The sequence below is a fragment of the Microcoleus sp. Pol11C2 genome, from assembly GCF_036701505.1.
GTDB lineage: Bacteria > Cyanobacteriota > Cyanobacteriia > Cyanobacteriales > Microcoleaceae > Microcoleus.
This window is the reverse complement of sequence record NZ_JAUBQX010000003.1, coordinates 45,497-68,946: the sequence shown is the minus strand read 5'-3', so window position 1 is coordinate 68,946 and position 23,450 is coordinate 45,497. Positions and strand designations below refer to the sequence as shown.

Below are 23,450 nucleotides of genomic sequence, written 5' to 3'. Positions count from 1 at the left end.
CGCACTAAGTTCTCAATTTCTTTATAATTATTTCAATTAACTTATTGCCACCATCCGCTGTTCTATCTGAGTGGCAAAGGCTTTAAGCTATTGCCTAATCTTGATTCCAAAGGGTCGAATAAAACTTAAGAGATACTTAAAAAATCCGCATTCAGGCAATAAAAGCGGATTTTTATACAAAATCTACCGTAAACTATTGATATTTAAATCATTAAGCGCTAAAGTGCGATCGAACTTCCCGTCTAAGCGTTTCCGGTTGCAGCGGTATTGTTCAAATGTCCAAACAGTCAACAGTCAACAATCATTTCTGAGTGCGATCGAACTTCCCGTCAATTCTGTCTCAACCTGGTCTAAACTCGCTGTAACTCCAGCCAAAACTATGTACAAAACTTTTTTTTATCGTACCGCTATCCTGTTGCTTAGTTTAGCATTTACCGCTTGCTCCGCCGCCACTTCACCCCAAATTCAGCAATCAACTACTGCTGGTTCGCCAGCAAATCAACCACAAACAACTAACAGCGAATCAGCACAAAAAGTTGTAGCTTTAACACCTTTAACCGCCGATATTATCCATCAACTGGACAAAACCAAACTTGTAGGAATTCCCGGCAGCGCATTAGTCAGCAGCAACCCCAAATTTACAGGGATTACCGCAGTCACTGCCGAACGCACCCCTCCTAATTTGGAAAAAATCATTGCATTGAAACCGGATTTGGTGGTAGGTGCGTCGGGATTTCACGACCAAACAATGCAAAAATTGCAGCAGCTTGGAATTAAAACTTTACTAACTCAAGTTGATAGCTGGAAATCGCTAGAAGAGTTAACAACCACTTTAGCTAAGTCCCTCAATACGAATCCTGAACCTCTTTTAAAACGCTACCAAACATTTTTAGCAGACATCCCGAATCAAAGCCCCGCCACTTTAGTTTTGGTAAGCAGACAACCGATTTTATCGCCGAATCAAAGCAGTTGGGCTGGAGATTTGCTGGGTAAGTTTAACGTGAAAAATGTCGCAGCCCAATTGCAAGGAGATAGCCCTATGCAAGGCTACGTCACGCTTTCAGCGGAAAAGGTTTTAGAGGCTAATCCTGAAGTTATCATTGTAGTCGATCGGGGAGAAGGAATTTTAGACCAATTTAAATCTGATTCATTTTGGAATCAACTAACAGCCACAAAAAATAATCGAGTTTACGTTTTTGACTACTACGGATTGGTCAACCCAGGTAGTATCGAAAAAATTGAGCAAGCAACTTCTCAACTTAAACAAGTTCTAGCTAAAAAGTAGAGCCCCGATTTTGAGAGATAAAAAAACTCTAGAAATCCTGCAACAAATTGACTACAATTTCTCTAAATGTGAGAAAGCTAAAAGCACTCAAAAGCGCGCAGCGATCGGAAACCTGGTTTTTAACCCTGACTTCCTATGCTGTCGGATAGCCCTCAAGAAGCTAGATCCAGAGGTGGCAAACCGCGCAACTGCCGCAGCGAGTTAATACACGCCTGGCAGTCGCAGCCAAACAGCGCCGCCGCCGCATCACTTTCTTCTTCCGTAAAATCCAGCATTGCTACCTGTTCGTCACCCGGCCGCTGCCAACTGATTCTTACTTTAGAATTAGCAGCAGTAGCTTTGGCTGGGAGGCGCACGCAAGTCATGCGCTGAGTGTGGGGCGATCGCACGCATTGAGGCGAATCAGCCGATTGGCTTGGTGTTTCGCCAATTTGAGCGGGATTTGCGATCGCGCTTAAAGACATCACAGATCCAAACAGCGTTGGACTTACCAATAAAGTGAGGAGCAATCTATTCATTTGTCGTCCTTAAGAACTTTAACGTATACAGTAGCCGATTATCTGTGGCAATTCAACAAGGTTTTCGTCCGATATCAGTACGATTTGCCGTTATTAAGGCTTAAAAGCCGAATATTTGCCTCCCAAATATCGAATAATTTTCCGCGTATTAGCAACCAGCATTTTCTGATAAGTATCACCTTGGCTCCCCATTTTAAGATTTGTTGCAATTTGAGTAAGTTTAGCTTGCCAGTGATAACAAATTCATCCAATCCGGGTAAACTGATTTCAGCAAGGGTTACTCGAAGCAGCGAACAAGTTTACCTCAGAAACCAGGTGGGGCGTGATGAGTACAGTTTTAGTGGTGGAAGATTCCCGCAGCCAGCGGGAGTGCATTTCACATCAGTTGAGATGCAGCGGATTGAATGTAATTCAGGCATCTGACGGTGTGGAAGCGCTGGATAAAATTGAGAAAAATTGCCCTGATTTAGTATTATTAGATGTTATAATGCCCCGTCTAGACGGCTACGGGGTTTGTCGTTTAATTAAAGCTAATCCCGAAACTCGGAACATACCGGTGGTATTTTTAACAGGCAAGGGACAGCAGTTAGCTTTATTTGCGAGGTTCCAGGGCGATCGCGCCGAGGCTTATGTTAGCAAACCTTGGCAGCCGAGGGAACTTTTGGCAACCATCAAAAAAGTTTTGCTTAATGCCAATATTAAGTTCGATCGAGCTTCAGCCGACGCTTGGACAGAATACGGAATTTTAAACTTAAGTACAGTCGAACTGTATCAAAGCCATGCCGATGCTTGGACAAAATACAGCGCCCAAATTATTAAATTGTACGATTCCAGCTTAGCCGCTTTCGAGCAAGCTTTGGCCATTGAACCGAGTCACTCGAATGCAAACAAGTATCGCAACCGAGTCCAGACCATCCGGGCAATTTTGATGCAAAAATTAGAGCAAACTAAACCTTGCAAAGTCTGCGATTATTATTACGGTAAGGATGGCATCAATTGTGCTGTGCATCCTGCTGGCCGCCCTCAAGAACTGTGTCGAGATTGGGAATTTAATTAAAAAAAAATGAAAACAAATAACCGCGCTAACTTAGAAAAGCTGCTGCAAGAAAGAAACGAATATCCCGAAAGAATGGCTGAAATTGATGAGAAAATCAATGCCACTTTTCGCAAAAATTACGCAATTTTAGTAATGGATATGTCGGGATTTTCGCGCACGACAGTCCGCCACGGAATTATTCATTTTTTGGCAATGATTCACCGGATGCACGGAATTGTCAAACCGATAATTTCCGAATACGGCGGCACTGTAGTTAAGGAGGAAGCAGACAATATTTTTGCAGTTTTTCCCGATGTAAAATCGGCGGTGGAAGCTGCGATGGAGTCTTTGAAACACACAGCGGCTGTCAACACGACACTGCCGCCGGAGATGGATATTTACCTCTGTATTGGTATTGGCTGTGGCGATGTTTTGATGCTGGAAGGAGAGGATATGTACGGATCGGAATTTAATCTCGCATCCAAGCTGGGAGAGGATTTGGCGGAACGGGGAGAGATTTTGCTAACCTCAGCAGCCTTTGAAAAGTTGGAAGGTGACAAGCAAGATTGGCAAAAAGTGGAGCTTTCGGTTTCAGGTTTGGAATTGGTAGCCTACAAGCGGCTGTAATCGGCTTAATTTCTCTGGTATTCTCGTTCCCCTGGCCTGCTGGAAAATGAGAACATGACTTGCGCCAGCCTTGACTAGAAACCCGGCTTCTTCGCAGATATCGGGCGACTCAGCCATTTTGGTATAAACCGGGTTGATGAGGCTAGATTCTTAGAGAATATCGAATTTAAATAAAATTTAAAATCAGATGATTGAGGAACACAAAACTTGGCAATCTATGAACTTATCCGCTATTGAACAGCGGCTGGCTTGGCTGCAGCAACAGCCAGACAAAGTTATTTTTTGCAAAGAGTCTGGTGTTCACTATGTTGCAGTCACAAAAGAGCGATCGCACATTAAGCTATCTTTAGTAGAAAAAGTAAATCGGCAAACAGATTTACTGCAATCTATTTTCGATCTCAACAATCCTTTACATCTAGTGTCTGAATATACTCAGGCGATGATGTTGGGTTTAGTGTGGCAAAGCCAACCTCAAAGAATCTACATAGCTGGATTTGGCGGCGGCAGAGTTCCTTTAGTTTTGCACCACTATTTGCCGGACACTATTATAGAATGCGCGGACATCGATCCGATCGCGATCGAAGCAGCTAAAAAGTGTTTTGGAGTGCAATTTGACGATCGGCTAACTGTAAAAATGCACGACGGCAGAGAGTATTTAGAGCAGCAAAAATCAGATACTCAGTACGATATCATCATGATCGACGTAGCTTTTGGCAACGGCTACTTTCCGCACCGCCTATCCACCAAAGAATTTTATAAAATCTGCGAAAAACACTTGTCAAGCGAGGGAGTTGTACTAGCAAATCTGCTGCACAGAGATGAGTTTTATGCCGAAAAAATCACAACTTTTCAAAGTGTGTTTTCTCAGGTGTGCGTGTGTGTTTGCCAGGAAAGTAATAGCATTTTGATTGGTAGCAACAGCAAGATTTTGGAGAAAGATGAGATTGTTGCCAAGGCAAAATATTTGCAAGATAGCCATCAATTTTCCTTTCCATTAACAGACAGGGCGCTTGAGATAAAAGTAGGTAGAGAATTGGCAGAGGCCGTACCTACTTTAGACAAAGCTCAAATTTTTCATGACGATTCGCCGCCCGCTGGTTATTTTGATTGCTGGTTATTTTGATATCTATAATAAGTCCCGGTTTACTCTTTGTGGAACAGGCATCTTGCCTGTTGCTGATACGCAGTTGATCTCACCAAGGGATTGAAAGAGACTGTGGGATGAAATTGCGCTCAGAGTGCGATCGGATATAACCATCGACAATAGGGAAACTGAGGACACGGCATTGCCCTTTCCCTACCCCAACATAATCAATCTTCCTCGATAATAGATATAACCATTGCCCGATTTATTTTCGCAAAACGGCACCGCATCGTCTCCTGACTGTAAGGAGTATCAATTCCGATGCCACCGGATTTGATATAACTCCTATTTCATATATTCAACCATCTGCTGTTCCAGCTTAGCCAACAATGTATCAACATCTGTTCCGGCTTCCTCAAAACAAACAGGAGGTTCAGGCTTAGGTTCAAAAAAAATTAACTTGATTTGACCTTCGCCGATCGCCAAAATCGCCACTTCTGTCTCAGGCTTGTGAGCATTCAACACACCTACAACTTCCTGAATATGACTTCTCACTTGACGGTTCAACTCCTCAACCGCTTCTTTCTTACAATACACAAAACGCGCAGTTTCTGCAACATCAATTGCCAAAATCTCCTCGCTTTCTTCTCCCCTTTCCAGAAATAGCCCCCAAGCCAAAGCAGCCAATTCATTTTGATTAGCTTTCACGAATTTATCTAATTTGCGGCTCCAGCTATTTTCGTTGGGTTTGGACTCAGGGCTATCAAATAGAAACATTTTCTCTTCTTGTTTGTATAAACTAATATTTGGCAGTCAGTTGTCAGTTAGCAGTTGGCTGTTGGCTGTTGGTTGTTGGGTGTTGACTGTTGTCATTAGTTACCCATGCCCAATGGCCCCTCCCCAATTACAAATTAGCAATTCCCAATTACCCAAAACCGCTGCGTTTCTATCTTATACCAGATTGCACGCGCCAGAGCGCCGCATAAATTCCGTCCTGTTCGATCAGTTGTTCGTGCTGCCCCGATTCTACCACCAGCCCCTCTTCCATGACACAAATGCAATCGGCATTGCGGACAGTAGAAAGACGGTGGGCGATCGCAATTGTAGTGCGATTTTTGGTAATTCGTTCGAGCGATCGCTGAATTGCCGCCTCAGTCTCGTTATCCACCGCTGAAGTAGCTTCGTCAAGAATCAAAATCGGCGGATTCTTCAAAACAGCCCGCGCAATTGCAATTCGCTGCCGCTGCCCCCCCGACAATTTTTGACCGCGTTCCCCTACAATAGTGTTGTAACCGTCCGGCAATTGGGCGATAAACTCGTGCGCTTCTGCAATTTTAGCAGCATTTACTATCTCTAGATTAGTTGCCTCAAAACTGCCGTAAGCAATATTTTCTGCCACCGTACCGTGAAACAAAAACACATCTTGACTAACCAATCCGATCGCTCTCCGCAAATCTTTTAAATTCAGGTTATTCAATTCTATACCGTCGAGATAAATATTGCCGTACTGTACCTCGTACAGCCTCAAAATTAGTTTCACCAGCGTACTTTTTCCCGAACCAGTCGCGCCAACAATCGCAGTAGTTTTCCCCGCCGGCAGAGTCAGGGAAAAATACTGCAAAATCGGCTTTCTTTGATTGTAAGAAAAGGTAACATTTTTAAATTCCAACTCACCCTTAATCGAACTAACCGGCCGCCGAATATCACCGGTGCGAATTGCGATCGGAGTATCCAACAAATTCATCACCCGATTAGTAGAAGCCATTGCCCGCTGGTATTGATCCAGAGTATCTCCCAGGCGAGTCAGCGGCCACAGCAACCGCTGGGTCAAAAACACCAAAACGCTGTAAGTTCCCACAGACAACCTGCCCGCCACCACCTCCAAACCGCCCAGAAATAGCGTTGCAATAAACCCCAAGAAAATCACAACCCGAATCAGCGGAATAAAAGCTGCCGAAAGTACGATCGCCCGTCGGTTGCTTTCGCGGTAAGCTTGGCTTTGTGTTTCGATGCGCTGAATTTCATAATCTTCGGAAGTAAAACTTTTAATAGTAGTAATTCCCATCAAATTATTCGACAGTTGCCCGTTCAGAAAACTCACCTTTTCCCGCACATCAGCATACAGAGGAGCGAGGCGATTTTGAAAGGCGATCGAACCCCAAATAATAAAAGGTATCGGCAGCATTGACAGCCCAGCAACACCAGGAGAGGCAGCAAAAAAAGCCGCCCCAATCACAACAACCGTTGTCATTACCTGAATCACCTCATTAGCACCGTCGTCCAAAAAACGTTCTAGCTGATTGATATCATCATTGAGAATAGAAATCAAACCGCCCGTGCTGCGCTCTTCAAAATAAGCTAATTCTAATTCCTGCAAATGGCTGTAAGCTTCCAAACGCAAATCGTGTTCTATATCCTGAGCCAAATTGCGCCACAAATAATCATAGGCATATTCAAAAAGAGATTCCAGCGTCCAAACAACCCCGCTCAAAAGAGTGATAATTGCCAGTTGCCAAAAGACATCTTTTATGCCCCACTGAGCAAGGATAGAATCTTGCTGTTTCACCACCACATCAACGGCAATACCGATTAATGCTGGCGGCGCTAAATCGAAGAATTTATTCAGCAGCGAACAGATACTTGCCAGCCAAGCTTTCAGGCGGTAGCGACGCCCGTACTTCAGCAGCCGCTTTAGAGGATGGACAGGTTTTGATGGATTTGGTGATGCTTGAAAATCATTCATAGGGCATGGGGCATCGGAAATAGGGCAGAGAATTAAAAATTAGTAGGGCGATCCGCGCGCACCTTACCCTTGTTTAATTTTTAATTCTCAAATGCCCCGTTCCTAAGCTTTAAACGTTAACACTGGCTTCATTTTAGCGACTGCACCAACTATTTGCGCCTCAACCTGAACGTCAATTACTGGTTGAATTGGCTTGTAAGCTGCCGGTGCTTCTTCGATTCTGCGTTCTTCGCGCCAGGTAATGCAATCTACGCCTTTTAATCCCAAAGCGGAGTCAGTTTTGTCAGCACCTGCGCGACTCATATCGAAACGCGATCGCGCCCTTCCTGCCCCATGAGAAGCCGATCGCAAAAATCGATCGTTCCCCTTCCCAACCAGCAAATAAGACGGCGCGCCCATCGAACCCGGTACAATTACAGGCTGGCCGGAATGTGCGGGACAAGCGCCTTTGCGCGTTACCCAGCCACCACCTTCAGCTAAAGTGATATTGTGAGGCACATCGTATACTAAAGGAGCTTCCACATCGCCGAAAACTTGCCGCAAACGCCAGCGCAGAAGTTCTGCTAGCAGCAAACGGTTGATAAAACCGTAGTTAGCGGCTGTTGCTTCCGCTTGCAGGTAGCTGTTCACAAGTTCGGGATTTGCTGCCACAGACAGCGGGAAAAGCCGGGAATCAGGATGTTTCAGAGTTTTCGGCCAGGCGTCGCAAGCTCGATCGCGCCACATTCCGCCGATATATTTGCCGACATTCCGCGAACCCGAATGAATCATGAAAGCGATTTGTCCCGATCAAACTCCCCAAGTATAAGCCGTAGCTCGATCGATAACTTCCTCAACCACTTGAATTTCGACAAAGTGATTGCCGCCGCCGATGGTAGCTAACCCGCCATCCCTGACTAAGCCGTCATTTGGGACTAATTCTTCGGGAGCCCATTTGACATCGCCATTCATGGAACCGCCGAGGAAAGTGCGATCGCACTCTGCGGCCAACTGCTGGAAATCCGAATTAGCCGCGCTGCCGGTGGGCTCGTCGGGCATAGCATCCAGCCATCCGGGAATCCCGTGTTGGAACATCGCGCGAGCAGTTTTTGCAGTCATGCTGACATCGCGAGTACCGAAGAAATAATCGCCTTTGAGCAATTCTACAAATCGATCGCGCTGACTGAGGAATTGTTCGATCGACAAATCCGCAACGTGTAACCGCATCCCGCAGTTAATATCGGAACCGGTAGCCGCTGGAATCACCATTCCTGCTGTTTGGACGATCGAGCCGATCGCCACCCCCGCATCCCCCGGATGGAAGTCAGGAGTAGCGCAGGCGCGGCAAACGCAGCCGCCTTGAGGGTGTCGAACCTTCGCCAAATTTGCTAACTGTTTGAGCGCCTTTGCTTCCACAGGAAAATCCTCTGGGAGCAAAACTTCTGCTGTTGTGGCACTGGCATCTTGCCAGTGTTCTTTCAGATAACTATTGAGACAAATCGAGTAGACTTTATTGTCGTAACTAACATCAAGACCTTGCCGAGACAAAGCTCGCAAAAGCCTGTTCAAGTTTTTTGGCTGCTGCATAAATAGTCTGTTGCGGGTTGCATAGCAACCCCCAAGAGTTGAAGAGATTTTTTAGGGAACAAAAGACTTGGGTTCAGCAGCCACAATCTTTTTTAAGATAAGTTGAAAGGCAACTTTTCTAATTACTCAACATATAACCTATCATTTTTGATATGTCAACCCTTTCATTGAATTTTTAATAAATATATATGATTTACCCAGCGGTGTCAGAAACCCGGTTTCTCCCTAAAAAAATGGCATCCAAACCAAAGATTTTGCGAAGAAACCGGGTTTCTTGGGCCAGCGCGTCCGACCGCATTCCAGTCTTCATTGCCAGGCAGTAGGGGCAATCCCCCGCGGTTGCCCCTCCCCACTTAAAGATAATATCTAACCGTTGTTACAACCCGACTTTTTTTAGCCCGCAAAGCCGCTTTCAAAAAGAAAGCAGTTTGATTGTGCAGCAGTCCCTCCCACCAATTTCGCGTCACAAAAGCCGGAATTATCAGCGTTAAATAAACTCCCGGTCGCTGCTCTTCAAACAAAGTCAAAAAGTGCGTCAAAGCCTCACTGACAGAACGGTAAGGCGACTCCAGAATTTCCAAAGGAATGTCTGACTGCAAATCTTTCCAAGCTAATTGTAATTTTTCTCGATCGGTCAAACCAATATCAACGTGAACTGCCACAACTTCATCAGCAATTAAACGAGCGTAATCGAGCGCCTCGAAAGTTCCCTTGTGCAACTGCCCGACTAACACCACTGCCGGATGTGTCACCGTCTTAACTTTAGGTCTGCGAAGATAAGACCTCGGTTCTATTCCCTGAATGCTCAAGCGAGCAGCTACATACCGATAGTGCCGGTGAATAGCTAAAAATAGAGTGACTACGATCGGAATAGTTACTACGACAACCCAAGCTCCCAAAAAGAATTTTGTAGCGAGAATTACACCCAAAACTCCCGTTGTTGCCACTGCACCAATACCGTTCATCACAGCACTAACTTGCCAACCTTTACCTCGTTCCTTAAACCAGTGAATTACCATTCCCGATTGGGAGAGAGTAAAAGAAGTGAAAACTCCAACCGCATACAGGGGGAGCACCGCACTTGTATTGCCTCGAAAGATGATAATTAAAAGAGCAGCGCAGAAGCTTAGCAGATTAATGCCATTAGAATAAACCAGGCGATCGCCCAACAGCGACAATTGCCTCGGCAAGAACCCGTCCCGCGCCAAAAAATAACAAAGTCGCGGAAAATCCGCATAACTCGTATTCGCCGCCAATAGCAAAATTAACAGAGTTGCGGCCTGCAAATAATAGTAAAATATGCCGACTCCAAAAATATCTTTCCCTAAGATAGAAAGGAGCGTTTCATGTTCGCTAGGAATCACGTGATAAATATTACCCAAGTAACTAATTCCCACAAACATCACTCCCAGAATTACCCCCATATAGGTCAAAGTCAGGCTCGCATTTTTCCATTCAGGAGGCTTAAAAGCTAACACCCCGTCTGATATGGCTTCAACTCCTGTCAGGGCAGTACAGCCCGCTGCAAACGCGCGCGCCAGCAGGAATAATCCCAAAGGCTCCTTAGCCGGAATATTTTCTAATGTCTGGAAAACCTGACCTGTTGCCTGTTGATATAAACCCGTGCCAATCAAGATAAAAATTACCACGATAAAGGCATAGGTAGGAACCATAAATATATTGCCAGATTCTCGCACGCCCCTGAGATTGGCAAACATGACTAAGACAATAAAAAATAAACACAGTTCCACTCTATACGGTTCCAATCCGGGAAATGCTGAAGTTAAGGCCGCAACCCCAGCCGAAATACTGACTGTTACAGTTAAAATGTAGTCAATCATCAGTGAAGCTGCTGCGACCAAACCGGGATAAATACCTAAATTTTCTCGCGCCACAATGTAAGCACCGCCGCCGTTGGGGTACGCTTTAATTGTCTGTCGGTAAGACAGCGCCACGATCGCCAACAGTAAAATAATAATTCCAGAAATAGGCAGGGATAAACTCAAACTGCTACTCCCCGCTAGTAATAGCACCAGCAGAGTTTCTTGAGTAGCGTAGGCAACAGACGAAAGTGCATCTGAAGCCAGAACAGCTAGTCCTGCAGCGTTGCTTAGGCGTTCATGAACCGATGCGCTAGTCGGGAGAGATTCACCCAGTAAAAATCGCTTGAGTCGAGAATAAGTGTACATTAAAACTCAATATACAGGCATCCACAAATCATAATCGAGGCGGGGCCAGTTTGAAGTATTTTTTGGCTCACAAGTGGTAATTCTGTCTCGCTTGTTGAGTCAGCTTCAGCTTGTGTTCAAGAGCTTGCCAATTTTCGGCTGCGATATCGGTGATGAAGTCGTCGAGACTGTCGCGGTAAATAGAGAGCGATCGCAACAATTCCTCTCGATTGTACTTTGCCACCATCACTCCCAGCTCGGGATTGCCGCCGCCAACGCGGCTCGTATCCCGAAAACCCGAACTCGCCAAATGTTGGGCTAAATTAACAATATCCCGATCGCCCTCTCGATCGCAGGCAGCAACCAGCGTCGCGCTCGCCATGAGCGGCAAATGAGAAATCCAAGCCACAGCTCGATCGTGTTCTTCCGGCTCACATCGGTAAACTTTAGCACCCAGCAACCGCGCAATTTCCTCAACCTTATCCACCGCAAGCGCCGGCGTCTGGGGAGTCGGGGTCACCACGTAAGGCCGCCCGACAAACAAATCCGGCACCGCAGCCTCGATTCCGCTTTCAGCAGTCCCCGCCATTGGGTGTCCCCCGACAAAGTTCGGCCACAGAGAAGACACAGCCTGCACTATGGGTGTTTTTACGGAACCGACATCCGTTACAATAGTATCCCGGGAAAGATAGGGCACCAACTCTCGGACGATCGGCTCGATCGACCCCAGCGGCGTGCAAATAAAAACTACATCGGCTGCTGCCATTAGAGACAGGTGTATGCTGGCTTCATTGACAACACCGCGAGCTTGCGCCCGAGAGCAAGTCTGCTGCCGGCTCGAAACCCCAAAAACATCAAACCCGCGCGATCGCAAATCCAGCCCGATCGAGCCGCCAATTAAACCCAGTCCTACAATACCGATATTCATAGCAATAAAATGGGGATATTTGATACGGTGCCGCCCCCATGACAGTCGAGGAACTCCTGAAAAAATATGCCGCCGGAGAAAGAAACTTTGCCGGAATCAACCTGACTGAGGCCAACCTCAGCGGCGTCAACTTGAGCGGAGCCAACCTCAAGGGTGCGAATCTGAGTGTAGCAAACCTGAGCGGAGCCAACCTCAGCAAAACCAACCTCATCGGTGCCAAACTCAACATTGCCAGACTCAGTGGCGCCCATCTAGGCGGCGCCGACCTCACCGACGCCGACCTCAACGTCGCTTACCTAGTGCGAGTTGACCTCAAAAAAGCCATACTCATAGGAGCGAAACTGATCAGAGCCGAGCTGATTCGAGCCGAACTCAGCGGCGCAAACCTCAGCGGCGCAAACCTCAGCGGCGCCACCCTCACCGAAGCCACCCTTCGAGGAGCCAACCTCGCTCAAGCCAACCTTCGAGGCGCTCACCTCAGCGGCGCGTGCTTGACAGAAGCCAACCTCGAACAAGCCAACCTGCAAGGAGCCGACCTCAGCCGAGCCGACCTCAGCGGCGCCGACTTGCGAGGCACAGAACTAAGACAAGCCAACCTTACTCAAGCCGTACTCAGCGGCGCCGACCTCAGCGGCGTCAATTTGCGTTGGGCTATTCTCAGCGGCTGCAATCTCCGCTGGGCCGACCTGAGCGAAGCCAAATTGAGCGGTGCCGACCTCAGCCGAGCCGACCTCTGCCACGCCAACTTGCTGAATGCCAGCTTAGTTCACGCCGACCTGACAAATGCCTACCTGATCCGCGCCGACTGGATTGGAGCCGACTTAACCGGAGCCACCTTAACCGGAGCCAAACTTCACGCAGTTTCGCGACTCGGCATCAAAACCGAAGGCATGACCTGTAAGTGGGTTGATCTCAGCCCCAACGGCGACCACAGCCAAATTTACTGGTTGAACTCGGGAGGAACCCACGAATTTTTTCACGAAACCTTGCCCACAGTTCGGATCGTGATTGACTCGCCCTTAGACCAAGGCGCTCATTTTGCGCTAGCTGCAACTTATTACCAAATTGCCCAACAATACCCGAGTTTAAGTCAGCCTCCCACGATCGAAGTCAGCTCCAGGCGCACCGTACTCGCATTTAAAATGGACAGCGACGATAAATTATTTGCCACCGCTTACGTTGCCATCATTCCTTTTAACGACGCTGCCACAACTCAAAAAAACCTAATAGCTTTGATGAAAATGATTCAATCCCACGATGCAGGCAAACTAAACGTCAAAGAATCTAAACACGTCCAGTTATGCAGCAAAGCTCTCAACCAAGCTATCAGCAAAGTAGACCAAATCAAAATTTCCAGTTCTTTTCCCAAAATCGGCGAAAGCATCAATTTCTTTCAAATTCCCACACAGATGATTTTAATTAATTCCCGCGATCAAAGACTCAGCGTATATCACCACCCCGCCTTCGGCAAGCGTTTGATTAAAAAATACGAGCCAAGTAACTCAACATCGGGTAAGTTAGCCGAAAGCACAAAATTGGCTCAAGCTAATATCACTAGCATTTTGGATTTTATAAAAGGCTTCCACAATATAGATGTCTAAGCATATTGCATCAAGTTACAAAAAATGCTTATTCTAGTTTAAAGGTTGGCACAACAAAGCTTTGTTCTAGCTAACACATCAGGGAAATTGAAAAGCATGGATGCCGAAGAACTTATCACCAAATATGCAGCAGGAGAAAGAGACTTTACTGCCATCCTCCTTTGCGAGGCAAATCTCAGCAGGATCGATCTCAGTGGGGCTAATTTCAGTGAGGCAATATTGAGCCTCACCAACATGAGCGGCACCAATCTCTCAAACGCCAACATGAGAAAAGCCAAACTCAATGTTGCCAGACTCAGCGGTGCCAATCTCAACAAAGCCAACCTCAGCGGCGCTATCCTCAACGTGGCTAACTTGATTCGAGCCGACCTCCGCGAAGCCCAACTCGTCGAAGCTACAATGATCAGATCCGAACTGATCCGAGCCGACCTCAGCAATGCAAACTTGAGCGGTGCAAACCTCAGCGAAGCAGATTTGAGAGAAGCAACCCTCAGAGAAGCAAATCTAGAGCAAGCCGACCTCAGCGGGGCTCACCTGAGAGGCGCTTTTCTAACCGCGGCAAACTTGGAACGGGCTAACTTGCACAGAGCCGACCTCAGCAGGGCAGACTTGCGAGGAGTCAACCTCTGCAATGCCGAACTCAGACAAGCTAATCTATCTCAGGCAAACCTCAGTGGCGCTGACTTGCGAGGCGCTAATCTGCGGTGGGCTGACCTCAGCGGGGCGAACCTGACGGGCGCTGACCTTGATGAAGCGAGATTGAGCGGGGCCAACTTGTACGGGGCAAATTTGAGCAATGTCAACCTGTTGAACGCTACTCTGGTACACGCGGATTTGACCCAAGCGAATTTGATTCACGCTGATTGGGTGGGCGCCGATTTGACGGGGGCGGCCCTGACTGGGGCAAAAATTTACGCGGTTTCTAGGTTTGATGTGAAAGCAGATGACATTACCTGCGATTGGGTTGACCTCAGTCCTAACGGCGATCGCAGCCACATTCAGCGCTTTACCCCAGAAGAATCTCAAAGGTTTTTCAATGCTACACCGCCGACAGTTCAAATTATTGTCGATCGACCCCTCGACCCCGATGCTAACTTTGTCCTTGCAGCTACCTACCGCCAAATTGCCCGTCAATACCCTGCTTTAAGCCATCCTCCCAGTATCGAAGTTAATTCCAGACGCACAATCATATCATTTAAAATAGAGCAGGACGAGCAACTATTTCCCACAGCTTTCGTTGCGATTATTCCCTTTAGTGATGCAGCATTTACTCAGAAAAATTTGATTACTCTGATCAAGATGATTCAACCCCAAAGTGGTAATAACCTGGGCGTCAGAGTCTCAAATCTGGTAGTGCAATTAAACGTCGCCCTGACCAAAACAATGAGAAAAATAGGGGAAATGAAAATTCAGCCGATTCGCCTCGATCGCGAACCGATGTCAAGTTTTTTCCAATCGCCTACCCAAACTGTACTCGCTAACTCCAGCGCCGAAAGTTTGATGATTCACTATCACCCAGATTTTGGCAGAAACTTGACCAATTTGCCGGGAGTCAACAAAACGTCTATCAGTCCTGCAATTAAAGCCCAAAGATTTACCACTCCGCCGCTAAATACGGTCATTGAGTTTGTCAAAAGCTTTTATCAGCTCGGTGAGTAAATACTATAAATTAATTTGATATCATTTCTATTCATGCCATATAAAAGTTAGCCAATTGCCATTTCATTCAAGTAAAAAAAATGGAAGCTGAAGAACTGCTCAAACGATTTGCCCTCGTCAAGAGATACACAGAAGGCGACAGAGATTTCACAGGAATCAACCTGAATGAAGCTAATCTCAGCCGCATCAACCTCAGCCAATCAAATTTAAGGGGGGCTAGCTTATTTGTCACCAACATGAGCGGCGCTAACTTGAGCGAAGCTAACTTGAGCGAAGCTAACTTGAATGTGGCTAGACTCAGCAGTACCAACCTGTCGCGGGCAATCTTAAACGGGGCGACTCTCAACGTAGCAAACTTAGTGAGAGCCGATTTAAGTGCAGCTCAATTAATCCGAGCATCCCTGATTAGAAGCGAATTAGTCCGCTGCGAACTCAGCAAAGCTAACTTCAGCGGTGCAAACCTGACTGAAGCAGATTTAAGAGAGGTAAAACTGACGGAAGCTAACCTGTGCGGTGCTAATCTTTCCGGTGCAAATCTCAGAGGTGCTTCGGCTTCTTCAGCTAACTTTCAAGAAGCTAACTTGCATGGCGCGGATTTGACGAAAGCAGAACTTAGCGGCGTCAATTTGAGCAATGCCGATATGAGACAAGCTTCTTTGCAACAGGTGAATCTCAGCAGTGCCAATTTGAGCGGAGCTAACCTAAAATGGGCTGATTTGACGGGGGCTAACCTCAACGGCGCTGATCTGAGCAGTGCTAAATTGAGCGGAGCTAACCTTAACGGAGCCGATTTAAGAAATACTAATTTAGGAAGTGCTAGTTTCGTTCACGCTGATTTGACCGAAACAAATTTGATTAATGCAGATTGGGTGGGCGCTGATTTGAGGGGAGCAACTTTAACAGGAGCAAAACTGTATTTGGTTCCTCGATGTGGCATCATCGCAGATGATATTACTTGCCAGTGGGTTGACCTCAGCCCTGCCGGCGATCGCACTCAGATTCAACAATTTAATTCGCCGTCAGAATCTATAAAATTTTTAAATCACACGCCTGGGTTAGTGCAAATTGTGGTTGACGCACTTTTAGACTACCCAGCAAACAGCACTTTAGCAACAGTTTACAGCGAAATAGCTCGGCATTACCGGGGAATGAATTTTCCTCCTAATATTGAAGTCGGCTACCGCCGCACAACTCTAACTTTTAGATTTGAGAGCGATGAGCATTTATTCCCAGCCGCTTTTTTAGCGATTCTTCCTTTTAAGGATGCTGTACCAACTCAGAGAAATATTATGGTTATCGGCAAAAATATCGAAACTCAAAATTTGGAAGAGAAACGAATAGTGCAGTTACGTAAAGGATTGAGTACAGCTACAAATAAATTAAATGAGTTGATAAATTTGGTTTCTAATATATCACGGGTTAGTCAGCCAACAAAGTTTTTTGAGTCACCTACCCAAACTATTTTAATTAGTTCGGGACAGGAGAGTTTGATGGTGAATTCTCATGGGAATTTTGGGAAGGGAGGTGCAACTCATCAGGACAGTAAATTCAGTTTGCCTCTCGGTCAAAAAGTAGTTGATTTTCTGGCCAGTTTTGATTATGTTGAGTGAGAAATGTCAATTTTAAAACCGATTGATTGAGGTAGAAGTCCACAACTCATTGCTCCGCTTCCTGCGATCGCACTCCGAGCCGCACTGGCCCCACCATTTAACGATGGCGCGGCTCGTGGCGCGGGCTTTGCGCTTGGGCCGCAGCGCTCTGATCCAAACAGGGCTTCCCGCTGGAGCTTACCGACAGCGTTATCGAGTCAGCTATTTGATGCCGATTTTAATGTGGGCGGAGCCTGTGATTTTAGTGGCGCCGATACCGCTGCTGGAACATTTGCAGGCGGTGGAAATTCCACGTTTGCAAGAGTGGCTGCAAACTGATAAGCCGATCGAGACTTATTCCGATAATCCCACTGGACGAGGATTGATGCTAGCAGATCCCGAGTCTTGGCTGGCGGCTCGCTTGGCAGCGAATTCGGAACTGCACAGGAATATTCCCACAATTATCGACGGTGTGGATGACTTGGAAGCTTGGACGCGCCAGCAATTGACGGCGTGTTTGCAACCTGCTGATTGGAATGATTTAATGCAATCTCAGCCTTTGGAAGCCGATGCAATCCTCCAAGGGCGGGTAATGCTAACGCGGGCTTTCTTTCGGCATCCGGCGAAACCAGAGGAGTGCTATTTGCTGGAAACGGCAGAGCAAAATATTTTGAAAGGGCTGTTTGAAACCATCGAGCCGAATTCGCTGATTCCGGCTGCTTGGAGCAATTTTTGGCAGCGGTGGGAAACAAACGGAAAACTGCGGTGGGCGCAAATCCATCGGGAGGCTGGGTCATTTTCTCTGTACTGCGCGCCGGTGCAAGTGGCTGAGGTTTTGAGCAAAATTTGGGACTATCAGCCGGTGGTGTTGATTGGCGGGGCGGTGGATGTGGAACCGAAGGCTCCGATTTTCCGGGAAATGCTGGGACTGCCAGAATTGACGAGCGTTAAGTTTTCGCCCGATCGACAAAGCGAATTAATTCAACTGTACATTCCCAACTGGCTGCCGCTGCCAAATACGCCGGAATTTCAGGGTGTTTTAATTGAAGAAATTCGGACTTTGCTGTTGATGAGCGCGTCGGTGGCGGGTTTAACGGTGCTGATTGTTGGTGATGTACCGCTGAAGGCAAGGCTGGCGGCGATTTTGGCTTCTGAGTTCGGTTCTCGGGTGCAGGTAGAAAAGACTGATGTGGGCGAGAATGCGATTTTGGTGACGGGGTGGGAGTTTTGGCGGGAACATCAGGGGGAATTGAGGGCGCCTCACTTGCTGGCGATCGCAACTTTGCCGCTACCTTCTTTGGAAAATCCTTTGGTGACGGCGCGTGTGGCTTATTATAAGGAACGGCGCAAGGATTGGTTTCGGTTGTATTTGCTGCCTGCAGCGCTGAATGAGTTGCAGCGGGCGATCGCGCCTGTGCGAGAACGTCAAGGGGTGGTGGCGATTTTCGACAGCAGGGTGATTCACCGCAGTTACGGACAGCAGGTTTTAGCAGCTTTGAGTCCTTTTGCAAGGATTGATTATTTGGATACGACTTGGCTGACGCAGGCTTGAGATGACCTGTTGACTTATAATTTGGTTAGGTATCCAGTTGAAATCTAATTTAGTAGACAAAGATTATGGGTGAAGCTAAGCGTCGCAAAGAGTCGATCGGCGACGAATACGGTAAAGAAGAACGCATCGTTCCCTGGCTGCCAATCACGAAAACCCAAAGCGAAGATTTTGTGAAGTGGACAAGTCGCGGAAGCTGGATCGGGATTAGCGTTTTGGTGGCTTGGTGGATTGTAGTGCGATTTGTCGGCCCGTCGGCGGGTTGGTGGCAGGTTAACTGATGCCAGACTCGACAAATGCCTGTATTCTTGGCATTGTGTCGAGTTTCACTCGGAAACAAGCGGCTGAATTTTTAGGAAAATTTTAGTTGCGAATTTTGACTTGGTATGGTATGGTAATTATCTGCGGGCAATTAGCACAGTGGTAGCGCACTTCCTTCACACGGAAGGGGTCACAGGTTCAAATCCTGTATTGCCCATATAAATTATTTTCTGATTCGTCTTATTTCTTAGTCCCCCTCTGCTGGGACGAAATTTTGTGTAGCTGCGGTTTCAACCGCCGTTTATTCTGCCGAAGCTATTCAAATCCTGGGAATTTTAGCTGGATTGGTTCTATGTCTTGCTGTTTGGCTTTTGTGCCAAGATAATCAGCAGCGTTACCCATCGCCTGAGTAGCAGTTTTGGCTTTGGCTTCGGCTTTGGCTTGTTGTGCGCGAATCTCTTCTAATAAGACAGATTCAGGCTCACCATCAGTGTTTTGAGAAGTTAGTTCACCCCGAAATGCACGATGCAACAGGGTTTGAAATAAATGCTCTGCTTGGCGATCGGCTTCCCGTTGTTGGGTGCGGAGGCGTTCAAATTTCTGGACGATTTGGGCAAATTTTTCTTGAAGAGCGAACGGTGGAATTAGAATCGGTAGGGTAGCAGCTTGCTCTTTTGAAATATTTTTCATTGAGCCGCTAGTCCCAGATGCCATATCAGCAATAATTTTTCTTAATTTTGGCTGACGTAGGGCGTATAAAACATAGTTAGGTTCTAACTTAGAGTGCTTCGAGAATTTAACTCTCCACAGCTTATCTGGAAGTAAAACTTTAGGAGGCTGTTCTCGTACCATACATATAGCACCTACAAGCTCTCTTGTGTTAGCACGACTCATTAGCAAATCCCCTTTCTTAACTACAAGGGTGTCATTGAAAGTTACATCTGGCTTGATTGGTTTACTTTCGTATGGTTCAAATACTCCAGATGTGACGGCGCTAACCTTAAGAACTCTCCACTGAGAAGCTGGCTCTCTTTCGGAAACCGGATTAAAGTTTACTCCACTCTCAAACTTCTCTAATGAGTCTCCTAAAGGCTCAGTAGGGAAGTTATTTGGATTAGTTCTAGCATCACCGAACATCTCCAAAAAGACCGATCGCAAGTAGGTGTCGCTGAGTTGTAGGGCGTAGCGTCGGGTGCGTCGGAGTCGATCGGCTTTTTGTGCGATCGTGGCAATCCGCTTTTGTTCCGAAATAGGGAGAACTGGAACTATTAGCTCCCTTTGTCTTGTAATTGGAACTTGGTTTCGAGTTGTTTGTTTCATGAGCTGCTCTAGTTGACTCTGAAATTCTTGCGAATTCAAAATCAGAGCAAAAAAATCTGAGTTAAACCATTTAGGATTTAGGCGATAATAAGTTAATGAAGTTCCGATGACAGCTTTACCATCAAACTGAGGAACAACACCAACACGCCCCACAGTTGCATTGTGAGATAGCAAAACATCGTTAGGCTGAATCCATCCAATCCGTAGCTTTTTAGCCTTATCAGGGCTAATGCGTGGAGCAAGATTTAAAAATACCTGATTATCAAATACATGAGTTGCTGTTAAAAAGGGAATGCCCTTATCTACAAAATCAGATTGACTTGGATGCTGTTCTCCATGATTGCCATCCTGCATCTCTAGTATGGCTTTTTTTTGTAAAAGCTCCTCAATGGTAAAGTATTCTAAAGTTGCCACAGCTTACCCTTTGATAATTTTCCAAGCATTAGAGTGCATTAATCTGAATGTAAGGCTTGCATCAATTCCTGTACTTCTATTCCCATCATATGCTCTAACTTCAACAATCGCTCCATCGTCACCTGTGGCGACTCATAAAAAGGCTCATCCTGCTCAATCTGACGGTAACGACTCGCTGAAAGGTCGTATTTATTCGCCTTCACCTGTGCCTTAGTCACCCAAAACTGGCGATTTAATTGATTGATTTCCGCTTGCAGGGGTGCCATTTGCTCGTGAAGTTGTGCCAATCGTTGTTTATCTGTTTCCAAAGCGAGGCGCGTTAGCTCATCATCGGCGGGTGCAACAGCATTCTCAAACGTCAGGCGATTAATTTCCTTGTGCATGATCAACCGTTCAGCCTTCAAGGGTGCAATCTGCAATTTTAACACACTCAGGCGTTCTGCTTTTTGCATCGTGAAATCAGCATCAAACCGATTATTCCAACAGGTGAGAATATCCGGGATATCATTCTCCGCAACAGGTTGCCGCTTATCATCCAGCGAAAACCCATCATGATCCATATCGTAAAACCAAATTTTGTCCGTCGTACCGCCGCGAGTAAATAGCAGTACCGCCGTCGAAACACCCGCATAGGGTTTAAACACGCCAGAAGGCATCGACACCACCCCATCGAGTCGATTAGATTCAATCAGCTTTTTCCGAATCTCCTGATGTTGGTTACTCGAACCAAACAGTACGCCATCCGGCACAATTACCGCACAGCGTCCTCCCATATCCAACACCCGCAGAATCAGATGCAAAAATAGCAATTCTGTCTTCTTGCACTTCGTTGGCAGCGTGGGGTTAATATCCGACTCATCCATCTTCCCCTTAAACGGGGGATTCATCAGCACCACATCTAAGCTTTTCTGATCCTCAAAGGATTTAGAAAGCGTATCCATGTAAAAAAAGCGGGGATGCTTAATCCCGTGCAGCATCAGGTTCATCGACCCAATCCGCAACATCGTCATGCCAGAATCATTATCGTATGCAGTAATAGCTTCTGTTTGCAGAAACTCCCGTTCTTCGTCGCTGAGTAAATCTCCGATTAACTGCGGTTTTCCTTTCTCATCCGGTTCGCTGTGCTGTTCTAAAATGTACTCGTAGGCATTCACCAAAAACCCACAAGTTCCCGCCGCCAAATCCCCGATTCGTTCCTTCGGTTTCGGGTCAACCATCTGCACCATCATGCGGATAATATGGCGAGGCGTGCGAAACTGTCCGTTACGTCCCGCACTATTTAGTTTACTCAGCAGATATTCGTACAAATCGCCCTGAACATCCTGATTTTGTTCCGAGATTTTCATCTCATCAATCAAGTTGCAGACTTCTATCAGCGTCGCAGGTTTGCTGATTTTAAACTCAGCATTCTGCATATATCGCTCAAAAGAACTCCCCTCAGTCCCCGCCGTCCGCAACCAGGTAAAAACCCGATCGCGAAAATGCTGGAGGATCTGATCCGCCTTAAAGTTAATGCAGTACGACCACCGCAATTCTGGGTCTATTTGCGGTTCAAAAGGTTTATTGCGGCGTTTTGCCTGTTTCTCCCGCTGGTTCTCGGCGTCGTCGAGGCGTTTGAGGAATAGCAGATAGGAGAATTGTTCGATCGAATCCATCGGGTTGGAGAGTCCCGACGACCACAATCTATCCCAAATTGTATCAACTTTCGATCGCAGTTCGGGATCGGTTAGCATAAGTAAATTCTTTCCTCTTTTGCCATTATTTGACAGCCATTATAACCTTTTCTTGGCACACCTCAGTCAGACAATTGATGACACCTGTAGCAAGCATCTCTATCGTCTCTTGACTAAGTGAAGGCTTAGATGCTAGGAAATTAAGAAGCATTTTTTCTTGAAAAGTAGCAGTTGCCAGTGTAAAAACTTTGCCAATAATAGCATTAGACGCAATAAAACTGATTTCTTCTATTTCCAAATCCCCATAAACTTCCGAAATATTAACTCTGCCAATATTAGTCACCGAAATTGTTAGGGGAGATTCATCAGGATTGTCAATATAATATTCAATGATTTTTCTAAATATCTTTAAAGGCTTAAAAAAATCTTTTCTTTTTAAACCTAATTCAATATTTTTAGTAACCTCCCTTGATAAATCCCAAAACGACATCTGAGGTTTAATCTTATGTAAGGAAGTTAAAAATGAAGCTAGACAACCCATGTTTTTATGTGTAATAGGAGGTTCTAGACGCCTACGCAGATCCACATAAGAACGGCATGAAACCTTAATATTTCTTGGCTTTTTACTGGTAATTTTATTAGCTACTGTAAGTAGCATGGCTGCACATAATGCCCCCTGCACTGTTGTCTTTTCTTGCCGACAAAGTTCAATTAATTTTTGGGTTAAGTCTTTTTGTAAGAATCTATGAGTCATGCCACAACTACGAGACTCAATGGGAACCGTCTCTTCAGACTCTAATTGTTCTGGTTTATGTAAAAGCATTTGTAATTTGGTTTTCAGCAAGAACCATTTGCCCTTGTCGATTCCGTTCTTGCCTTTCATCCATTTAGGTAGTAATTCCTCTAAGGGTGGAATAGCAGACTCGCCATCTATATCAAGGGAATCTCCAGAGGCAATAATTTGGTAACATTTCAAGATTTCTGATTGTAAGCTGATACAAGATAATCCGTCTGATATGCCATGATGTACAGTTGTGATTAAATAGCTGGTGTTGATTTCGGATTGTTTGTAAATAAGAACGCATCTTAGCAGAACCTGACTGCTATCAATAGTCTTGTTCAATTCTCCTCTCACAACATCTTCCCAGTTGTCATTTATGCCCTGTGAAACAACACGTAAAGGAACTTCTTCTGTTCCGTGGTTTGTAAATTCTAGATGCTCTAGCGTTCCAATAATCCGAGAGTTTAGTAGAGGATGAATGCTTTGAACTGCATCTAACGCCTGCCTCAATATCTCTTCCTTAATGTCACCTTTAATGCGGCTGATTGTTACTATATTAAATGAGCCATGTTGGCGGTTCAATAGCTCCATCGCTTGTTCTGTGACCGAAAGCGCTCTGTTGTTATTCATAAATTTAATAGCTCTTTT

Annotated in this window: 17 protein-coding genes, 1 tRNA gene and 1 pseudogene; 10 read left to right on the top strand and 9 right to left on the bottom strand. The window is 46.1% G+C overall.

Features of this window, described 5'->3' with window-relative positions; translation table 11 throughout:
* Nucleotides 1-196: 196 nt before the first annotated feature.
* Nucleotides 197-1,285, top strand: coding sequence for an ABC transporter substrate-binding protein (locus tag QUA42_RS02900; protein WP_333134961.1), 1,089 nt, complete (start codon nucleotides 197-199; stop codon nucleotides 1,283-1,285).
* Nucleotides 1,286-1,437: 152 nt separating this feature from the next.
* Here QUA42_RS02900 and QUA42_RS02895 read toward each other — a convergent pair whose 3' ends face one another.
* The gene (locus QUA42_RS02895) at nucleotides 1,438-1,803 is read right to left on the bottom strand and encodes a hypothetical protein (protein ID WP_333134959.1); all 366 of its coding nucleotides are present in this window, start codon (nucleotides 1,801-1,803) and stop codon (nucleotides 1,438-1,440) included.
* A gap of 325 nt (nucleotides 1,804-2,128) precedes the next feature.
* Between QUA42_RS02895 and QUA42_RS02890 the strand changes: the two genes are divergently transcribed.
* The 3 genes from QUA42_RS02890 to QUA42_RS02880 all read left to right on the top strand — a co-directional run bounded on the left by QUA42_RS02890 (nucleotide 2,129) and on the right by QUA42_RS02880 (nucleotide 4,589).
* Nucleotides 2,129-2,860: a response regulator gene (locus QUA42_RS02890; protein WP_333134957.1), complete on the top strand. Its 732-nt coding sequence runs from the start codon at nucleotides 2,129-2,131 to the stop codon at nucleotides 2,858-2,860.
* Nucleotides 2,861-2,866: 6 nt separating this feature from the next.
* Entirely contained in the window at nucleotides 2,867-3,466 is a 600-nt protein-coding gene (locus tag QUA42_RS02885; RefSeq protein WP_333134955.1) for an adenylate/guanylate cyclase domain-containing protein, read from the top strand.
* Between the two features lie 187 nt (nucleotides 3,467-3,653).
* The gene (locus QUA42_RS02880; protein WP_333134953.1) at nucleotides 3,654-4,589 is read left to right on the top strand and encodes a fused MFS/spermidine synthase; all 936 of its coding nucleotides are present in this window, start codon (nucleotides 3,654-3,656) and stop codon (nucleotides 4,587-4,589) included.
* A 306-nt stretch (nucleotides 4,590-4,895) separates the two neighbouring features.
* On the opposite strand, the gene ccmS is transcribed toward QUA42_RS02880, so the two are convergent.
* The 5 genes and pseudogenes from ccmS to QUA42_RS02855 form a co-directional block, all read right to left on the bottom strand.
* Entirely contained in the window at nucleotides 4,896-5,327 is a 432-nt protein-coding gene (gene ccmS, locus QUA42_RS02875; protein ID WP_333134951.1) for a beta-carboxysome assembly chaperone CcmS, read from the bottom strand.
* A 169-nt stretch (nucleotides 5,328-5,496) separates the two neighbouring features.
* On the bottom strand, nucleotides 5,497-7,293 hold the full coding sequence (locus QUA42_RS02870) for an ABC transporter ATP-binding protein (protein ID WP_333134949.1): 1,797 nt from the start codon (nucleotides 7,291-7,293) through the stop codon (nucleotides 5,497-5,499).
* 102 nt (nucleotides 7,294-7,395) lie between these two features.
* Nucleotides 7,396-8,859, bottom strand: a pseudogene (locus QUA42_RS02865) (RtcB family protein).
* Nucleotides 8,860-9,212: 353 nt separating this feature from the next.
* Complete coding sequence (locus tag QUA42_RS02860) at nucleotides 9,213-11,048, bottom strand: APC family permease (RefSeq protein WP_333063862.1); 1,836 nt, start codon at nucleotides 11,046-11,048, stop codon at nucleotides 9,213-9,215.
* Nucleotides 11,049-11,115: 67 nt separating this feature from the next.
* Entirely contained in the window at nucleotides 11,116-11,955 is an 840-nt protein-coding gene (locus tag QUA42_RS02855; protein ID WP_333134947.1) for a prephenate/arogenate dehydrogenase, read from the bottom strand.
* A 38-nt stretch (nucleotides 11,956-11,993) separates the two neighbouring features.
* Between QUA42_RS02855 and QUA42_RS02850 the strand changes: the two genes are divergently transcribed.
* The 6 genes from QUA42_RS02850 (at nucleotide 11,994) to QUA42_RS02825 (ending at nucleotide 18,831) form a co-directional block, all read left to right on the top strand.
* Nucleotides 11,994-13,556, top strand: coding sequence for a pentapeptide repeat-containing protein (locus tag QUA42_RS02850; protein ID WP_333038609.1), 1,563 nt, complete (start codon nucleotides 11,994-11,996; stop codon nucleotides 13,554-13,556).
* A 96-nt stretch (nucleotides 13,557-13,652) separates the two neighbouring features.
* Nucleotides 13,653-15,215, top strand: coding sequence for a pentapeptide repeat-containing protein (locus QUA42_RS02845; protein WP_333134945.1), 1,563 nt, complete (start codon nucleotides 13,653-13,655; stop codon nucleotides 15,213-15,215).
* Nucleotides 15,216-15,295: 80 nt separating this feature from the next.
* Nucleotides 15,296-16,825 carry a pentapeptide repeat-containing protein gene (locus tag QUA42_RS02840; protein ID WP_333134943.1) on the top strand — a complete coding sequence of 510 codons (1,530 nt, stop codon included), beginning with the start codon at nucleotides 15,296-15,298 and terminating at the stop codon, nucleotides 16,823-16,825.
* A gap of 22 nt (nucleotides 16,826-16,847) precedes the next feature.
* Complete coding sequence (locus QUA42_RS02835) at nucleotides 16,848-18,356, top strand: helicase C-terminal domain-containing protein (RefSeq protein WP_333134941.1); 1,509 nt, start codon at nucleotides 16,848-16,850, stop codon at nucleotides 18,354-18,356.
* A 65-nt stretch (nucleotides 18,357-18,421) separates the two neighbouring features.
* Nucleotides 18,422-18,634 (top strand): DUF2839 domain-containing protein, encoded by a 213-nt coding sequence (locus tag QUA42_RS02830; RefSeq protein ID WP_333134939.1) that lies wholly within the window; start codon nucleotides 18,422-18,424, stop codon nucleotides 18,632-18,634.
* 125 nt (nucleotides 18,635-18,759) lie between these two features.
* Nucleotides 18,760-18,831: transfer RNA gene (locus QUA42_RS02825), tRNA-Val, on the top strand.
* A gap of 98 nt (nucleotides 18,832-18,929) precedes the next feature.
* On the opposite strand, the gene QUA42_RS02820 is transcribed toward QUA42_RS02825, so the two are convergent.
* From QUA42_RS02820 to QUA42_RS02810, 3 genes are read right to left on the bottom strand one after another with little or no spacing between them, the layout of a single operon-like run.
* Complete coding sequence (locus QUA42_RS02820; RefSeq protein ID WP_333134937.1) at nucleotides 18,930-20,348, bottom strand: restriction endonuclease subunit S; 1,419 nt, start codon at nucleotides 20,346-20,348, stop codon at nucleotides 18,930-18,932.
* A gap of 38 nt (nucleotides 20,349-20,386) precedes the next feature.
* Nucleotides 20,387-22,081, bottom strand: coding sequence for a class I SAM-dependent DNA methyltransferase (locus QUA42_RS02815; RefSeq protein WP_333134935.1), 1,695 nt, complete (start codon nucleotides 22,079-22,081; stop codon nucleotides 20,387-20,389).
* A 25-nt stretch (nucleotides 22,082-22,106) separates the two neighbouring features.
* The gene (locus QUA42_RS02810; RefSeq protein WP_333134933.1) at nucleotides 22,107-23,432 is read right to left on the bottom strand and encodes a phthiocerol/phthiodiolone dimycocerosyl transferase family protein; all 1,326 of its coding nucleotides are present in this window, start codon (nucleotides 23,430-23,432) and stop codon (nucleotides 22,107-22,109) included.
* Between the last annotated feature and the right edge of the window lie 18 nt (nucleotides 23,433-23,450).

Excerpts from the sequence above, each read along its gene's own strand:
- QUA42_RS02845 (WP_333134945.1), top strand. The coding sequence starts at position 13,653 with ATGGATGCCGAAGAACTTATCACCAAATATGCAGCAGGAGAAAGAGAC.
- QUA42_RS02885 (WP_333134955.1), top strand. The coding sequence starts at position 2,867 with ATGAAAACAAATAACCGCGCTAACTTAGAAAAGCTGCTGCAAGAAAGA.
- QUA42_RS02895 (WP_333134959.1), bottom strand. The coding sequence starts at position 1,803 with ATGAATAGATTGCTCCTCACTTTATTGGTAAGTCCAACGCTGTTTGGA.
- QUA42_RS02855 (WP_333134947.1), bottom strand. The coding sequence starts at position 11,955 with ATGAATATCGGTATTGTAGGACTGGGTTTAATTGGCGGCTCGATCGGG.
- QUA42_RS02890 (WP_333134957.1), top strand. The coding sequence starts at position 2,129 with ATGAGTACAGTTTTAGTGGTGGAAGATTCCCGCAGCCAGCGGGAGTGC.
- QUA42_RS02880 (WP_333134953.1), top strand. The coding sequence starts at position 3,654 with ATGATTGAGGAACACAAAACTTGGCAATCTATGAACTTATCCGCTATT.
- QUA42_RS02840 (WP_333134943.1), top strand. The coding sequence starts at position 15,296 with ATGGAAGCTGAAGAACTGCTCAAACGATTTGCCCTCGTCAAGAGATAC.
- QUA42_RS02850 (WP_333038609.1), top strand. The coding sequence starts at position 11,994 with ATGACAGTCGAGGAACTCCTGAAAAAATATGCCGCCGGAGAAAGAAAC.
- QUA42_RS02870 (WP_333134949.1), bottom strand. The coding sequence starts at position 7,293 with ATGAATGATTTTCAAGCATCACCAAATCCATCAAAACCTGTCCATCCT.
- QUA42_RS02830 (WP_333134939.1), top strand. The coding sequence starts at position 18,422 with ATGGGTGAAGCTAAGCGTCGCAAAGAGTCGATCGGCGACGAATACGGT.
- QUA42_RS02860 (WP_333063862.1), bottom strand. The coding sequence starts at position 11,048 with ATGTACACTTATTCTCGACTCAAGCGATTTTTACTGGGTGAATCTCTC.
- QUA42_RS02815 (WP_333134935.1), bottom strand. The coding sequence starts at position 22,081 with ATGCTAACCGATCCCGAACTGCGATCGAAAGTTGATACAATTTGGGAT.
- ccmS (WP_333134951.1), bottom strand. The coding sequence starts at position 5,327 with ATGTTTCTATTTGATAGCCCTGAGTCCAAACCCAACGAAAATAGCTGG.
- QUA42_RS02810 (WP_333134933.1), bottom strand. The coding sequence starts at position 23,432 with ATGAATAACAACAGAGCGCTTTCGGTCACAGAACAAGCGATGGAGCTA.